Genomic DNA, 14661 nt, shown 5'->3' on the forward strand with positions numbered 1-14661 from the left:
GCCCGGCTGTGGAGCCGGCCGACTCCTCCGCAGTGGAGGAATTCGATCGAGCTGCGTCCGGGCCAATTTTCGTTCAAACTCGCATTCCGCGAGGTACTGAATGGCGCCCAGTTCTCGGCAATGCGACAGCTAGGCCGTGGACATGCGTCCAGAGGCTTGAAACTCCCAAAGCAACCGTTGGCGCATACTTTGGCAAACGTTTGCCTAGCTGTCTATCATTCTTTAGAGTAATCATCTTGACGGCAGTATCCGAGACCATGAATGGATAGGCTGGAGGGATGGGTCAGGCCGGATGAGCAAGCAGAGACAGGTCAGGCAGGAACCGGTTTCACTGGCGACGGTGGCAGCCCAAGCCGGGGTGTCGATTGCGACCGTGTCCCGGATCGTGAATGGCGAGACCCGCCGTGCATCAGCCGAAACCGTCGAGCGGGTCCAGAAGGTTGTGGCGGCCCTCGGCTACCAGCCTAATTACGTCGGCCGGACCTTGCGCAGGCGGGAAAGCCGGATTGTCGCCATGCTGTCACCCAATCTCGACAACCCGGCCATGGCGGCCATCGCAGCCTCTGTCGAGACAGCACTTCGCTCCGCCGGCTATGTGATGATCCTGTGCGACACCCACGATCGTGCGGAACTTCAGGATGAATACCTCCAGGCCATGCGATCACAGGTCGTGCAGGGATATGTGGTCGTCAATGCTGTACGCAGTGAAGCACTGTCCGTCTCGGTTGCTCGGGGAGATCCCGTTGTATTCGTCGGTCGCCGAAATCCCGACGGAGGAGGCTCGTTTGTGGGCATCGACAACCGACGTGCCGGAGCCGATGCAGCCGATCACCTTTGGGCACAAGGGATCAGAAACTTTGCTGCTATCTACCCCACGCAAGGATCATCGGTGTCACACGATCGTGTGGGCGGCTTCATTACACGCCTTGCAAAGCTTGGCCTACCCCAAAAAGCAATACGGCGGGCCGAGGCACCTGGCCTGACGCATATGGAAGTCGGCTACGCCGCAGCTCAAAGGCTCGTTAACGGACAACCATGGCCTCAGGGGCTGCTCTGTCCGAGCGATCTCATGGCCTATGGAGCCTATCGCTTGGCGACGGAAACAGGTGTCCGTATCCCTGAGGAATGCAGGATTGTGGGTGTCGACGATAACAAGCTCAATGCTTGGATTGCTCCCTGGCTAACCTCAGTCCATATCCCGTACGCGGATTTCGGTGCTAAGGTCTTGGATCAGTTGCAGGCCTTATGGGCAGGTGAGAAACCCTCCGAGCAGCTTCTGCCGCATACGCTTATCGTCCGCTAATTCAGCCCATGTCCCGTGTCTCAGCTTGTAGGCCTCTTTCGCGAGGCAATAAGCGAGATCGTGGGCCTCGTCATCGTCGAGGCGATGGCTCGGCACGAGATCGGCGAGATTGGCGCAATCGACCTGGCGGGCGGGGCTTTGCCGTGACAGGGTCAAACATCTAAGCGTCTGCGAACGCTCACATCGACGTCTAACACCAAGATGTCAGCAGACACCTAAGGCCAACCGTGGCCATAACGTGTCGCTTTTGCAAAGAAAAGGCTCCGTAGGGGAGCCTGAGTTTCAGGGAGGACCAATGAACGTACCAGCCCATGGGCAGTGTCCTCCCGGCCCTCGGGCGGGTCAATTCACCAAGTCTTTCAGACTGTTAAAAGACAACTATCCTGTGCCCGAACGTGCGGGAAAGCACCGCTAACATCGCAGCTCAGTGCCATCCTCTTTAGGTCGTTAGCACCTCATCCCTGCCTGGAGTGATGGACAAATGACCATGAAAGACAGCAAGCTTTCCAACGAGACCTTAGCTGATCTGCCAGATCTTGACCTTGAGTCGCACTTCCCTGTTGCCATGTATCTGGCCGGAATTGTGGTGGTCATGAATGTCTGTGCGACCGTGCTGTCGCTTCTGGCCTGAGCGCATCCTGACCAAGATTGCCTCAGCATCCCCGCCTCATGAGGTTAGCGATGGAACACATGAAGCTCACGTGTGGCGCTATCGTCCTCATCAGCATCAACATTGGCGCAATCACGCAAGGCGGACTGATGACCACTGCGATGTCAGCCTAGAGCCCGTGATCGTCCGGGCTGCCCGTGCGCTCCTGACGCTCCCAGATCTCATGGGCCTTGCGGCCGCCCCGTCCGGTGCTTCAATAGCCGTCGGGACGCAACGGAGGTCTGTCATGGACCAGCCCTCTTCTCGCGGCATCATGCCCGTTGTCGGCTCGATCGTGTTTCTCGTCGCCGCGCCGGGTCTGCTTGGCGTCTTCATCCCGTGGTACACGACGGGGTGGCACATGTCCGCGCCGCTGCTCGGGTTTGAGCCGGTCCGTTGGCTGGGCGGCGCGCTGATCCTCATCGGCGCCACAGTCCTGCTCGATTCCTTTGCCCGCTTCGCGTGGCAGGGCCGCGGTACGCCGGCGCCGATCTATCCCACGGCGACGCTGGTGGTCTCGGGCGCCTACCGCTACGTGCGCAATCCGATGTACCTCGCAGTCATCGCGCTGATCGCCGGTCAGGGGCTGCTGCTCGGCTGCCTGCCGCTGCTGATCTACGCCCTGGCGTTTGGCGTCGTCACTCACCTCTTCGTGCTGATCTACGAGGAACCGACGTTGCGCAGCACTTACGGCGCGCAGTACGAGGCCTATGCCGCCGCTGTGCGCCGCTGGCTGCCGCGGCTGACGCCGTGGCGGAGCTGAGCCCCTGCGCGCCGTCCTCCGCCGGCATGAGGCCGCCAGCTTCAAGCGAATTTCCTCCCACGTGCACCTGACCTCCGGACGGCAAAGCGCGGTTCCCGATCTGCTGGAGAGGTCGGCTCCATTCGCCGCATCCCCAATCCCGATGACCGGCGCAGCCTCCTTGTCGAACTGGACAGCGAATGGACTCAAGGCGCGATGAAGCGGTTCAAGGAGCTTGAGCAGATCTTCCGTCAGGCGAGCAGTAGTTTCACGGAGCACAAACTGCGCAAGGTGCCGAATTCGTCGAAGACGTTGGTGAGATTGCATCAGGGGTCACAGACTATGGCGCGATGGGGCAATCTCTACGTCAGAACCTAAGGCAGGATGACGTGTGTCAGTCTACAACACCGATTTGCATGGACTAACTAGTCGTCCGTGAAGAATCCCGATCTCGTTGAGACAAGTGGGATATCGGGCGCATCCCCGCCTTCGATTTCGCAGGATTGTGTACTGAGAGCGGTGGATTCCTTGCGTTTTTCGTTGCCGCTCCGGCCCGGGATCTGATTCAATCAAGAGCACTCCACCCGGCCGGAGTTGCGCCATGTCGACGCCAAAAGACGAGCGCCAGAAGGATCTGTTCCGCCCCGCACTGGACAGCATCATCGATCTGAAGCATCCGCTGGTGCTGCTGGCCCAGCGCATCGACTGGACCTTCCTCGAACAGCGGCTCGGTGGCGTCTACAAGCCCGGACCGGGCCAGCCGCCCTTGCCGGTTGCGGCTGATCGCCGGACTGATGATCCTCAAGCACATGGAGAGCCTGTCCGATGAGGCGCTGTGTGCCCGCTTTCTCGACAGCCCCTATGTGCAGTTCTTCTGCGGCGAGGTCAGCTTCCGCCATGAGCTGCCGTTTGAGCGCTCATCCTTGACGCGGTGGCGCCAGCGGCTGGGCGAGGAGCATCTCACGGCTCTGCTGCAGGAAAGCCTTTCAGTGGCGCATCGGACTGGAGCTCTGGCGACCAGGGATCTCGAGCGGGTCGCCGTCGACACCACGGTTCAGCCCAAGGCGATCGCTTATCCCACCGATGCCCGCCTGATGCACCGGGCCCTGATCAAGCTGGTGGATCTCGCCAGGCGGTGTGGTGTCCGGCTGCGCCAGAGCTATCGAAGAGTGGCCAAGCACGCCCTGATCCGGATCGGCCGCTATCAGCATGCGCATCAGTTCAAGCGCGCCAACCGCGAGCTGCGGTTTCTGCGCGCCCGGCTCGGGCGGGTGATCCGGGACGTGCGCCGCAAGATCACAGGCAATGCGGCCCTGGAGGAGCGCTTTGAGCTGCTGCTTGCCCTGGCGGTGAGGGTCCGGTCTCAGACCCAGCGCCAGCGCGGGCCCAAGATCTACGCGCTGCATGCGCCCGAGGTGGAATGTATCGGCAAGGGCAAGGCCCGTACACCCTATGAGTTCGGCTGCAAGGTCAGCATCGCCACCCCGGTGACACAGCCCAAGGGCGGCCAGTTCGTGCTGCATGCCCGGGCTTTGCACGGCAATCCGTATGATGGTCACACGCTGGCGGCCGCGGTGGCCGATGTGGCGGCGATGACCGGGGTTGAAGTCAAACGTACGCATGTCGACAAGGGCTATCGCGGACACAATCACCCGAACCGCTTCCAGGTCTGGATCTCGGGCCAGGTGCGCCGGACCACGGCGGCCCTCAAACGCGAGATGCGCCGGCGGGCAGCGATCGAGCCGGTGATCGGGCATCTGAAGACCGAGCACCGCATGGGCCGCAACCATCTGAAAGGCCGAGAAGGCGACCGCATCAATGCCGTTCTGGCAGCGGTCGGGTACAACTTCTCGCTCCTGCTGCGATGGCTGGCTGCACACTTGTGTGCCTTTGTCCTGTTGCTGATAGGATATGGTCGATCGCCTCAAGGCGCGTGACTCAAACCGTCAGAACATTCTTCACGGACGACTAATTACCCAGCGCAGGTTTGGCCTTCAGTTCGTGGCGCAAGTACCGCCGCCATCCCTCGCGCCGGCGGGCCGCCACCGGTTCGTCGTACTCGCTTGGCAGCATGACCGGCACGAACAGGCAGACGCTCTGGGTCGGCAGCACCTCGCGCCACTGGGACAGAAGCTTTTTGAAAGCTTCTCCAACAGGTCGGATGTTGCGGTCGAGATCGTACAGTCCCCGTGGGTTCACCCGCCCCCGTTGCTCGCGGAGAGCGATGTCCCAGTCGATCTGGTCAGTGAGCGAGTACCAGGTGAACCCCACGATGGGCACGCGATTGTTGCGCACCCGCAGGACATTCGCCCACTGCTTCCAGAGCCAGTCGACGGCCTCATCACCCTCGTGGCCTTGGTCGAAGTTGGTTTCGGTGTGCATCACGGGCAGGCCGTAGCGGTCGTGGTACTGCCGCGTGATTTCGTCGTAGCCGAACACCTCGCCGGCCGGCCGGATCTCGCCGCCGGCACCCACCCGGTGCTCGTTGGAGTGATAGAAGTCGTTGCCCATGATGCAGTGGTGGCGCAGGGTGTTGTCGAGGAAGAAATGGTATTCCTCCCGGGTCATGCCGTTGTCGAGCAGGTACTCGTGCATGTGCGAGTTGACCGGATACCCGTAGTTCAGGTCGAGCGAGAGGAACCGCCGGGCGTTGTAGAACTCCGCCGACTTGATCGCCTTGGGGTTCTCGGCATGGAAGTACTCGGTCGACTCGCTCTGGATGAAGATGGCGTCCGGGCGTTCCTCCAGGATGGCATACATGGCCAGCACGTTCGCCTTGGCCATGTGCTTGAGTGCGGTGACAAAGGCCCGATCGCTCTTCAGTTGCTCGTTCCACCAGCCGAAGGCGGCCGAGAACTGAGCGCAGATGAACATCTCGTTGACGGGCGTGTAGAACTGAACCCAGGGGAAGCGGTGCGCGAAGGCTCTGGCGTACTCGGCAAAGAGTGCTGGGAAGTTCGGGTTCTGGAAGTCGCCGATCCAGCCCGGCACACCGAAGTGGCACAGGTCGACAATGGGGACGATGTCGTGGTCCTTCAGCCAGGCGAACGTCAGGTCGGCGAAGTCCCAGTCATATCGGCCCTGTCCGAGGAAGGTCTTGTACAGCGGAGGGCCGTACCGCAGGAAGCGGATGTTCAGGTCCTCCAGGAGCTCGAAGTCGCGCTGCCACTGCCGGTAGTGCCCGCATTCCTCCATCTGGTCCCGGCGCACGCGGCCGTGCTGGATCGTGGGATAGCTGTTCTCGATGCCGGTCGCGAACAGGAACAGGGTGACGCGGGTTGGTTGGCGGTCAGGGCGGTCACTGAGCGAATAATCGGGCATGATATCCCTCGTGGGTTGTTCCGCTGGGGCATCTCGGGTCAGCCTTAGACCTCTCGATGCGGTCTTGGCGCGACGAGACGAAGTTCCACAGGATGAAGCGGGAACCGTCCATCGGTTTACTGCCCAGCATCAAGAACTTGGCGTCATTGCACGTGCGGATCGTGATGCGGTCGCCCGGACGGGACACCAGAGACACCAGAAGCTCGACGGGCGGGAGCACGTCGCCGGCGATCTCGACCTCGACCGTGATGGTGTGGATCGCCCGCTCGTCGTAGGTTGGATCCAGCGGCACCGAGGTTCCGGCCTGCAACGCCACGTCAGCATAGAACATCGGACTGGATGTCCGCACCGGCGTTCTTGGGCCGAGAACTGAACCCGCGATGAGCCGCACAGTCTTGCCATCGCCGGTGAACACGAGCATCTCACTCGCGTCGTAGTGCGCGAAGTCGGGCATGGTCTCCTCGTCTTGGCTAGTGATCCCGACCGCTAGAACAGGATATCATGCTTTGCCTCAATGGGTTTGAGCTCCGTCTGCTCGCCGAGCATCACCCGCATCTCAATCTCAATTCGCCGCGTGATTGATGAGATTGGCACATCATTGGCGTTTCCTTCGAACGGGTTTGAGGAATTCTCGCCGACCTTCTCCATCGAGACGAATATCCAGCCGACTATCGCGCTGAGCGGAACGTTCAACCACGCCGCCCAGGCCGCGACCCCCGCCGAATCGCCCAGTTCCCGGGCGTATGGAAAGAGGCCGAACGGCACGATCGCGACGAAAATCTTCACTACAATAACGGCGATCGAATAATAGTTGCGTGAATAGGGATAGTTCTTCACCCGCTTCAACCCCCCTTGCAAGCGAAGAAGCTCATCCAGCGCGCTTGCCAACACGGTCAAGATCAGTTCGCTGATAAGGCCTCTGCTATGGATGTCCTTGATGGCCTCGTACTGCCAATGAAGAAGGAGAGCTTCCTTGTCGCCGCGATGCCCCTTAAACTTTTGCAGCTCGGCATCTGACAGATAGGTTTGCAGTTCATCCTCAAGGACAGACTGGCTTTCGGGGCTTGGCAGCCTGGCAAGATAACTGACATTTCCCCGGTCAAAGGTATTTTCCCAGGATCTCTTCTCGCGCAGATAAAAGCGCAGCGCGGTCAGCCAGGCAAAATGGCGGTAAAAGATCTCTTTCAGTTCCGGCTGCGGCCCGGCATCTCGATTGCCGATCATCGCCGTCAACTTATTGGCCAAGACCAAACTGGTCGTACTGACCTGACCGGACAGGATAAGACCGTCGTTGAAGCGGGCATAGCACTGCTGGTTCTTAAACGCGAGACTGATCGCAAGCGCCGACCCTACAATGGTCAGGATCGGCCCTGGTACCGTCAGAAAGCTCCAGCCCGTGACCTGGAGAAACACGGTCGCCAATAGTGACCAGGCAATGATCCAGCTGGTCTCCCATCGCGTCCAGGCGAGAAAGTCATTGATCTTATAGCGTCGCCCGACATGCATGACCTAACCACCCTTAAGTTGTCGGATGCGTCTGACGGACCTGTCGGACACCGGATCAGCGGTCTTGTGACGGGCGAGCACGGACTCATTGATCGACAGGGGCAGCGGGAGCGGCGTTTCAAACAGGCCAACGACCGGCAGGGCGACGAAATAGCCAAAGTAAACAACCGTGAGAATTTGAGCGGCAATCACATAGCCGCCCTCTGCCGGCCTGCTGCCGAGATACCCAAGGCCGATGAACGCCACAACGAAAGCCCAGAGCATCCACCGGCCGATCGGGCGGTAGGACATGGAGCGGACCTTGGAGGTGTCGAGCCAGGGCAGGAAGGCCAGCACGAGGACTGCGCAAGTCATCGCGACAACGCCGCCGAGCTTATCGGGGATGGCGCGCAGGATCGCGTAGAACGGCAGGAAGTACCATTCGGGCACGATGTGCGCCGGCGTGACGGCCGGGTTCGCCGGAATATAGTTGTCTGCATGGCCGAGATAATTCGGCATGTAGAACACCCAGTAAGCGAAGAAGACCATAAAGGTGACAATCGAGAAGATGTCCTTCATGGTGGCTTCTGGGGTGAACGGCACTGTATCTTTCTTGAAATCCGTGATCTCGACACCGGTCGGGTTGTTCTGTCCCACATGGTGAAGCGCCCAGACGTGAAGCGTGACGGTACCAACAAGCATGAAGGGCAACAGGTAGTGGAGCGAGAAGAACCGGTTCAGGGTTGCATTGCCGACCGAGTAGCCACCCCACAGATATTCAACGATCGTCTCACCCACGAGCGGGATTGCCGAGAAGAGATTGGTGATCACGGTTGCGCCCCAGAACGACATCTGCCCCCAGGGCAGAACATATCCTAGGAACGCGGTGGCCATCATGATCAGAAAGTTAATGACGCCCAGGAGCCAGAGGATCTCGCGCGGCGCTTTGTACGATCCATAGCACAGGCCACGAAAGATATGGATGTAGACCGCGATGAAAAACATCGAGGCGCCCGTCGCGTGCAAGTAACGGATGAGCCAACCATAGTTGACGTCACGCATGATCCGCTCGATCGACGGAAACGCCAGGTCGGCATTTGGCACATAGTGCATCGCGAGAAAAATGCCGGTCGCGATCTGCGACGCGAGCATGAGGGTCAAGATTCCGCCGAACGTCCAGAGATAGTTCAGGTTCCGCGGCACCGGATAGGACACCGCTGTATCATAGGAAAAGCCAATAATGGGCAGTCTCGCCTCGAGCCACCGCTCGAACCGGCTTTTCGGCTTGTATTCGCTGTGCTTGAACATCTCATTCCTTAAGCGTTGGAGCACATCCCGTGCGCCCCAAGAAGTGCGCCTATTGAGCCAGCGGGCTAAAACGCCACGGGCAGCCTGTCGGCTACATACAATCTGAGCCAGTCGTCGAAGCGAGTTGGGGCAAACCGCGGGTGATCCCCGGGCACGAGCGTGTCGTCGCGAAGCACTGCACCAAAATACCGGGCTTGGGCGTCGGCAATCACCCGTCGGTCATCTTCATTGGCCGCGAGGATCTGCTCGGCGAGTTCGTCAAGACGGAAACGATCTGGGCCAACAATCTCAAGATCGGAGTTCTGGGGACGCCCCAGCGCCACTTCGAGCAAGGCGGCGACGACGTCATCGGCGGCTATGGGTTGAACAGCCGCCGGCGAGATGCGGATCGTGTGGCCCTCGGCGGCGTTCTCGACAACCCCGGTGATGTATTCGAAGAAAGGCGTCGATCGCAAAATGGTGTACGGTATGCCCGATGCTCGGATCAGCTTTTCCTGCGCCATCTTCGCGCGAAAGTAGCCACTGTCCGGCAACCGATCGGTTCCGACGGCAGACAGCGCAACATGATGCTGGACGCCGGCCGCTTGCTCGGCTGCCAGCAGATGCCGACCCGACGTTTCAAAAAATGCCAGGGCGGTATCCTCGTCGATCGACGGCGAGTTCGAGACGTCAATGACGAGTTGGGCACCGGATAGCGCATCGGCCAGACCTTCGCCCGTGATCGTGTCGACGCCAGTTGCCCGCGAGGCCGCCATGACGTCATGGGCTCGGTCATGGAGCGCCTCAACCAACCTGGAGCCGATAAGGCCGGTGCCACCTACCACAACAATTTTCATCGGTTTACTCCCCAGGCAAGATCGGTTCGGTTCGGAGGAGAATGCGGCGGGCCCATGTGATCCGACGGCCCCCGATCGTAGTTTTAGGTTGGTGTGACCCGGGCGCCTACACAGCCCGAGGTCCAGGCCAATCCATACGAAGGTTTAGGTCTTCCTATCAGTTGATCGTAGAGCGGCCGGCCATGAGCCCAGGAGCACCACAGTAAAGCTGACCTCGACGAGCTGCTCCGCGCAAACGAGGCGGGCGACTCCGGCCAATATCCTCACGCATTCCGGCTTGTCCATGCCATGAGCCGCCTTGCGGGCCCGCCGCGGCGGCAGGAGCACGTCATTTCGCAGATCCGACCGGGCCTGGTGGCTTGATCATGTCTCGAGCGTAGCGCAGACCGATACCGTATCCTCCTCCATAAGTCTCCACGATGGAGCGTGCGCCGTCATAGGTCTCGTGACGGGTCCAATCGCGCTGCAGTTCGAGCAGGACCTGGATCCAGGATGTCATGCGGGCTCCAGCGGATTCCATTCGGCGGAGAGCAAGATCATGGCTTGTGGGAGTCAGACCTCCGCAGGCGTCTGCGACGACGGACACTTCGTAGCCTTCCGCCAACGCGGAGATCACGGTGAATGAGACACAGGCTTCCGTCAGGAGGCCTGAGACCAGCAGGTGCTTTCGGCCCGATGACGCGACCGCTGTGCGGGCCGGCTCGTCTTCCCACACATTCATACTCTTCCGGTCGATCGCCTGCACATCCGGAATGATCGTCTGAATTGCGGGCATCAAAGGTCCGCTGTAGACCTTCGTCGCCGACGTCGAGACGATGATGGGGAGGCCGAACACGACGGCGGTCCGGGCCACGGCAGCGGTGTTGTTCAGCAGCGTCTGACGGTCGATCGACTCCACCGCGAAAGCCAGCCCCGCTTGGTGGTCGATAAGCAGCAGGGCACAGTCAGACGGGATCAGAAGGGATGGGATATTCGTCATCGATCGTCCTCGTGTCAGTGAGCGCTGTCCAATACTGTTGGCCGTTGAGGATTGTCAGGACACGCCCTCCCCTGTGACGGGTCGCCTTGCCCGGCGTGGGTCGAGCGCTAGGAGGTGCTGGACCATCGGCTGCTCGGGTCCTTGATGAAAGCGGCGGACCTCGGCTTGGATGCTCGCGTCGGCCATGGAGACACGCCGGTGCTGGCGCAGGTGTTCGGCCCAGGACTCGACGAAAAACCATTCGACCACGCGCTCCGGATCGGCCGCGTCCTCCGAGACACCCCACGCATAGGCCCCATCCCCGTGACGCTCCTCCGAGAGCCGGCCAAGGACTGCCAGGAAGGCGGGCCGGTCGAGTTGCCGGATGCGGTAGGTCACCATGATCATCACCGGCCCGCGGTTATGCGCCACTGGCTCGGCGACGGCTGGCTCGGGCCAGTGCAGGGACGGTGTGAGATCGCCCTCCCCGCTCGGTAGGGCGGCCCGATACGCAACGCCGGCGACAACAGCCAATCCGGCTCCGGCGATGAGCAGGGCGGCATCCGTGCCAACGGTCTGGGCCACGAAGCCCCAGCCCAGGCTGCCCGCCGCCATCGCGCCGTTGAACACGGTGAGATAGATCGCCAGACCCCGGCCGCGGACCCAGTTCGGCAGGATCCCCTGCGCGGTCGAATTCAGCGTGGTCAGCATCGCGATCCAGGCGCTTCCAAGCACGAAGGTCGCGCCAATGCCCAACACCTCCCAGTCGGTGAGCGCCAGCAGCACGGTGGCCGCGGACGTGACCAGCGACGCTGCCAGCACCAGTCCATCCTGCCCGAGGCAGTCGCGAACCCGGGGCAGCAGCAGTGCGCCGACGATTGCCCCGGCACCGATACCGCCGAGCGTCAGACCATAGAAGCCAGGCCCGCCGCCGATCTCCTGACGTGCCACGATCGGCAGGAGCGCCCACACCGCGCTTGCAAAGGCAAAGAACACGGCTGCCCGCCAGAGTACGCGATGCAGTTCGCGGTTGGCGCGAGCGTGACGCAGGCCTGCCCGCAGGGCGCCGCCGAAGTGCTCCTGCAGGCCTTCATCAGCATCACGGTCGCGCCGCCACCACAGCAGCGCCCCGATGACAAGGACATAGCTGAGCACGGCATTCCCGTAGACGGCCGCAGCTCCCAAGGCGGCCAGCAGGAAGCCGCCCAGCGCCGGACCGATGGAACGGGCGACATTGATGCCGAGCAGGCTGAGCGCCACGGCGCCCTTGATGTCGGTTCGGGGAACGAGTTCCGGCACGACCGCCTGCCAGGCCGGCGCCGCCAATGCCGTGCCCATACCGCCGAGAAAGGTGAGGGTTACGATGCTCGCGACAGAGACCGTGCCGGTCCAGGCGAGAAAGGCGAGAAGAGTGCTTACGATTGCAAGACAGACCTGCGTTCCGATGAGGAAGCGGCGCCGGTCGAGGATATCGGACAGGACGCCGGCCGGAATGGCGATGAGGAAGAACGGAAGCGTGCCGGCCGCCTGGATCATGGCGACTGCGGCCGGTGAGGACGAGAGGTCGGTGACGAGCCAGGCGGAGGTGACATCGCGCATGAAGGTGCCGATATTGCCGAGCACGATAGCGGCCCAGATCACCGCAAAAACCCTATGCCGCAGCGGTGCGAACGTGCCCGCCGGAGAGGCGGGTGAGCTGTCCGGCATGGTGATCGGCGCCGTCATTGAGAGGGGCTCCGCCCGTTGACGAACAGAGCCATCATGGCAAGCCCGCCGACGATGGCGACATGCTCGAAGAAGGTGGCGGTATGCCGGCCGCGGTCCGATCCCTCGAACGCCCAAAACGGATGCGCCAGCAGCGTCGCCAGGATCGTGAAGCCCGCCAGGATGCCAGCGCCCAGCCAGCAGTAACGCGAGGTGAGAAACAAAAGCGAGCCGCCGAGTTGGGTCACGATCACAGCCGCCGCGAACGGGCCTGCAGGCTTCAGCCCGAGCTCGGCGACCTCTTTCAGGGCGCCGGTGAAGTCGATGAGCTTCACGACGCCACTCATCAGAAATGGTGACGCAAGGCCAAGGCGAGCGACGAGATCCAGGGCGGGCAGTTCCAGGACCCAGGCAATCAGCCGAGGGACGGCAACGTCGGTCATGTTACCCTTGATGATATAGACCCTGAACGATGGCCGGCTTGGCATTGCTGGCTTCCGCGAGCTCAGTGTGTCTGGCGGCGTAGCGGCGGTGCGTCAATCGATCCTAGCCTTACATCGACCGAGTATTTGCCCGGGCCCGTCACATACAGCAGCATGAAACCGCCGATCATGCTGAAGTTCTTGTAGAAGTTGATCATGTTCGCAAAGCGGTCTGCCCCTTCCATGTTCCAGTAGGGATGGCCGATGTACGCAGTCGCAAGGCTATAGAGCGCCAGTACCACCGCTAGCGGTCGCGTCCAGACACCAAGGATGATTGCGATAGACACAAAAAGCTCGACCATGATCGCCACGAGGGCGGAAATGGTCGGCAGGGGAGCGCCGCTCTGCGTCATATAAGCGACGGTCCCTGAATAATCGCCAAGCTTACCCCAGCCGAAGATCAGAAACAGCAGGGCAAGCAGGAAACGCGCGATCAGGATGACCTCATCCCTGATCCGCTCGGCGCCAAAGTCGTTCATGATCTGCCTCCTCGGTGACTGTTTATCGGGGACTCGAAGGCCATCACCGCTTGTCCGAGATTGTGAGTTCGGTGTCGGCGTCATCTACGACGAAGACAGCATGGATCCTGGCCGGCTGTGTTTCACTCGCATTGGCGCTAACCCGATGATGATCGCCAGGCATCTCTGTCCAGTTTTGTCCGGTCTGATAGGTCACGACAGGTCCTTCGTTGACCTGGGTGCGGACTGCGCCTTCAATGACCGTTGCGTAGATGATTGCGGATTTCGCGTGAGTGTGGGACGGCGAATAGCCACCTGGTCCGTATTCAACCATAACGCCCTTGATGCTCTTGCCGGGAATCCCGGGCAAAGCGTGTTTGTAGACTTCCGTCACTTTCGCGTTCTTGGAGCCAGGAAGCTTGATGCCGTTATCCGACGAACTGGGCGCTTGGGCATCGGCGTTTCCCATGGTCAGCAACAACGCTGTCGCTGCGGCACTCATCATCATTCTCATCGGATATCCTCCGTTTTGAGCTAATGCCATGCGCACAAGCCCTTACATGCGGTCCTGGTATTGCTTCTGGGCCGAACCGACATCCTTGGCCTTCTGATAGCTCTCCATGACGGTCCGGTAGTCTGGTGTGGCCACGGTATAGATGTCGGCGATTGCCGCCGCCTCCGGGCGCCGCCAAGTGCGGTGAAGTTCGCAAATCACCGCGTTGGTGGTTGTCGGTATGACGCCGGACTGAGCGAACCGAGCAAGGGTCGTGCGGGACGCCATTTGGCTGGGATCACCGGACGCGTCAACAACGGCATAAACGTTGAAGCCTGTGGCCTTGGCATCGAGGGCTGGAAACATGACGCATACACTCGTCCAGACACCGGCCATGATCAGCGTCTTTTTACCGGTCTTCTCGACCGTCTGGACGAACAGCTCGTTGTCCCAGGCATTCACCTCGCCGTTCCGCGGCACGTAGACGGCATGGGGCGCCAGCTCGGCTAGCTCCGGCATCAGGGGACCGTTTGGCCCTTCAGGTTCCGAGGCCGTTGTAATAATCGGCAACTTCAGCAGAGTCGCGATCTGGGCGAGTGCCGACACGTTGGCACGCAATTCAGCGCCCGTGATGTCCTTGACAGTCTGAAAGAGACCCGTCTGATGATCGAGCAGGAGCAACGCTGCGTCGTCGACATTCATCAGAGCTTTGCCACCGCCACTGGGCAGAACGTGTCCCATTGTGTGTCCCTTACCTTAAGCTTCAGAGAGCCTGCTCCGATCGGAGGAGGCCTCTATTGGGGCTGTCTCCTCAAAGGGCAGTTGTCCAATCATGGCTCTTTCCACCGATCACGAAAGCTATGTTCTGGTTTAGACAAGGCGCGGCCCGACTATGCAGCGGTCGAATGGACCTATACCTTGG

At 61.0% G+C, this 14661-nt stretch carries 14 protein-coding genes and 2 pseudogenes; 4 read left to right on the forward strand and 12 right to left on the reverse strand.

What is annotated here, in order from left to right:
- The first annotated feature begins 292 nt into the window (after nucleotides 1-292).
- Complete coding sequence (locus JO965_RS38245; RefSeq protein ID WP_203445991.1) at nucleotides 293-1303, forward strand: LacI family DNA-binding transcriptional regulator; 1011 nt, start codon at nucleotides 293-295, stop codon at nucleotides 1301-1303.
- A 21-nt stretch (nucleotides 1304-1324) separates the two neighbouring features.
- Here JO965_RS38245 and JO965_RS49785 read toward each other — a convergent pair.
- Nucleotides 1325-1450 (reverse strand): annotated as a pseudogene (locus tag JO965_RS49785) (uronate isomerase); the annotation flags it as partial.
- Between the two features lie 334 nt (nucleotides 1451-1784).
- Here JO965_RS49785 and JO965_RS38250 point away from each other — a divergent pair.
- The 3 genes and pseudogenes from JO965_RS38250 to JO965_RS38260 all read left to right on the forward strand — a co-directional run bounded on the left by JO965_RS38250 (nucleotide 1785) and on the right by JO965_RS38260 (nucleotide 4631).
- Nucleotides 1785-1934, forward strand: coding sequence for a hypothetical protein (locus JO965_RS38250; protein WP_203445992.1), 150 nt, complete (start codon nucleotides 1785-1787; stop codon nucleotides 1932-1934).
- Between the two features lie 265 nt (nucleotides 1935-2199).
- Nucleotides 2200-2715: an isoprenylcysteine carboxylmethyltransferase family protein gene (locus JO965_RS38255; RefSeq protein ID WP_246777131.1), complete on the forward strand. Its 516-nt coding sequence runs from the start codon at nucleotides 2200-2202 to the stop codon at nucleotides 2713-2715.
- Nucleotides 2716-3295: 580 nt separating this feature from the next.
- A pseudogene (locus tag JO965_RS38260) lies at nucleotides 3296-4631 on the forward strand (IS5 family transposase).
- A gap of 31 nt (nucleotides 4632-4662) precedes the next feature.
- Here the strand turns inward: JO965_RS38260 and JO965_RS38265 are convergent.
- The 11 genes from JO965_RS38265 to JO965_RS38315 all read right to left on the reverse strand — a co-directional run bounded on the left by JO965_RS38265 (nucleotide 4663) and on the right by JO965_RS38315 (nucleotide 14480).
- On the reverse strand, nucleotides 4663-6015 hold the full coding sequence (locus tag JO965_RS38265; protein ID WP_203445993.1) for a family 1 glycosylhydrolase: 1353 nt from the start codon (nucleotides 6013-6015) through the stop codon (nucleotides 4663-4665).
- The gene (locus JO965_RS38270) at nucleotides 5993-6469 is read right to left on the reverse strand and encodes a pirin-like C-terminal cupin domain-containing protein (protein ID WP_203445994.1); all 477 of its coding nucleotides are present in this window, start codon (nucleotides 6467-6469) and stop codon (nucleotides 5993-5995) included. The genes JO965_RS38265 and JO965_RS38270 overlap by 23 nt, the downstream gene beginning before the upstream one ends.
- 32 nt (nucleotides 6470-6501) lie before the next feature.
- A complete protein-coding gene (locus JO965_RS38275) occupies nucleotides 6502-7521 on the reverse strand; it encodes a bestrophin family ion channel (protein WP_203445995.1) in 1020 nt (339 codons plus the stop codon).
- 3 nt (nucleotides 7522-7524) lie between these two features.
- Nucleotides 7525-8808 carry a cytochrome b N-terminal domain-containing protein gene (locus tag JO965_RS38280; RefSeq protein ID WP_203445996.1) on the reverse strand — a complete coding sequence of 428 codons (1284 nt, stop codon included), beginning with the start codon at nucleotides 8806-8808 and terminating at the stop codon, nucleotides 7525-7527.
- Between the two features lie 65 nt (nucleotides 8809-8873).
- Nucleotides 8874-9644 (reverse strand): SDR family oxidoreductase, encoded by a 771-nt coding sequence (locus JO965_RS38285; RefSeq protein WP_203445997.1) that lies wholly within the window; start codon nucleotides 9642-9644, stop codon nucleotides 8874-8876.
- A gap of 328 nt (nucleotides 9645-9972) precedes the next feature.
- Nucleotides 9973-10623, reverse strand: a complete 651-nt coding sequence (locus tag JO965_RS38290) for a hydrolase (RefSeq protein WP_203445998.1) — start codon at nucleotides 10621-10623, stop codon at nucleotides 9973-9975.
- 54 nt (nucleotides 10624-10677) lie between these two features.
- Nucleotides 10678-12327: an MFS transporter gene (locus tag JO965_RS38295; protein ID WP_203445999.1), complete on the reverse strand. Its 1650-nt coding sequence runs from the start codon at nucleotides 12325-12327 to the stop codon at nucleotides 10678-10680.
- The gene (locus JO965_RS38300) at nucleotides 12324-12749 is read right to left on the reverse strand and encodes a DoxX family protein (RefSeq protein WP_203446000.1); all 426 of its coding nucleotides are present in this window, start codon (nucleotides 12747-12749) and stop codon (nucleotides 12324-12326) included. The genes JO965_RS38295 and JO965_RS38300 overlap by 4 nt, the downstream gene beginning before the upstream one ends.
- 62 nt (nucleotides 12750-12811) lie before the next feature.
- On the reverse strand, nucleotides 12812-13267 hold the full coding sequence (locus tag JO965_RS38305) for a DoxX family protein (protein ID WP_203446001.1): 456 nt from the start codon (nucleotides 13265-13267) through the stop codon (nucleotides 12812-12814).
- A 43-nt stretch (nucleotides 13268-13310) separates the two neighbouring features.
- Nucleotides 13311-13715, reverse strand: a complete 405-nt coding sequence (locus JO965_RS38310) for a cupin domain-containing protein (RefSeq protein ID WP_246777206.1) — start codon at nucleotides 13713-13715, stop codon at nucleotides 13311-13313.
- An 87-nt stretch (nucleotides 13716-13802) separates the two neighbouring features.
- Nucleotides 13803-14480, reverse strand: coding sequence for an isochorismatase family protein (locus tag JO965_RS38315; protein WP_203446002.1), 678 nt, complete (start codon nucleotides 14478-14480; stop codon nucleotides 13803-13805).
- Between the last annotated feature and the right edge of the window lie 181 nt (nucleotides 14481-14661).

Origin of the sequence: Microvirga sp. VF16 (genome assembly GCF_016864375.1) — a bacterium.
Taxonomy (GTDB): domain Bacteria; phylum Pseudomonadota; class Alphaproteobacteria; order Rhizobiales; family Beijerinckiaceae; genus Microvirga.

Coding starts and splice junctions, on each gene's coding strand:
- JO965_RS38305 (WP_203446001.1), bottom strand. CDS start 13,267: ATGAACGACTTTGGCGCCGAGCGGATCAGGGATGAGGTCATCCTGATC.
- JO965_RS38290 (WP_203445998.1), bottom strand. CDS start 10,623: ATGACGAATATCCCATCCCTTCTGATCCCGTCTGACTGTGCCCTGCTG.
- JO965_RS38255 (WP_246777131.1), top strand. CDS start 2,200: ATGGACCAGCCCTCTTCTCGCGGCATCATGCCCGTTGTCGGCTCGATC.
- JO965_RS38300 (WP_203446000.1), bottom strand. CDS start 12,749: ATGACCGACGTTGCCGTCCCTCGGCTGATTGCCTGGGTCCTGGAACTG.
- JO965_RS38245 (WP_203445991.1), top strand. CDS start 293: ATGAGCAAGCAGAGACAGGTCAGGCAGGAACCGGTTTCACTGGCGACG.
- JO965_RS38285 (WP_203445997.1), bottom strand. CDS start 9,644: ATGAAAATTGTTGTGGTAGGTGGCACCGGCCTTATCGGCTCCAGGTTG.
- JO965_RS38265 (WP_203445993.1), bottom strand. CDS start 6,015: ATGCCCGATTATTCGCTCAGTGACCGCCCTGACCGCCAACCAACCCGC.
- JO965_RS38310 (WP_246777206.1), bottom strand. CDS start 13,715: ATGGGAAACGCCGATGCCCAAGCGCCCAGTTCGTCGGATAACGGCATC.
- JO965_RS38315 (WP_203446002.1), bottom strand. CDS start 14,480: ATGGGACACGTTCTGCCCAGTGGCGGTGGCAAAGCTCTGATGAATGTC.
- JO965_RS38270 (WP_203445994.1), bottom strand. CDS start 6,469: ATGCCCGACTTCGCGCACTACGACGCGAGTGAGATGCTCGTGTTCACC.
- JO965_RS38275 (WP_203445995.1), bottom strand. CDS start 7,521: ATGCATGTCGGGCGACGCTATAAGATCAATGACTTTCTCGCCTGGACG.
- JO965_RS38280 (WP_203445996.1), bottom strand. CDS start 8,808: ATGTTCAAGCACAGCGAATACAAGCCGAAAAGCCGGTTCGAGCGGTGG.
- JO965_RS38295 (WP_203445999.1), bottom strand. CDS start 12,327: ATGACGGCGCCGATCACCATGCCGGACAGCTCACCCGCCTCTCCGGCG.
- JO965_RS38250 (WP_203445992.1), top strand. CDS start 1,785: ATGACCATGAAAGACAGCAAGCTTTCCAACGAGACCTTAGCTGATCTG.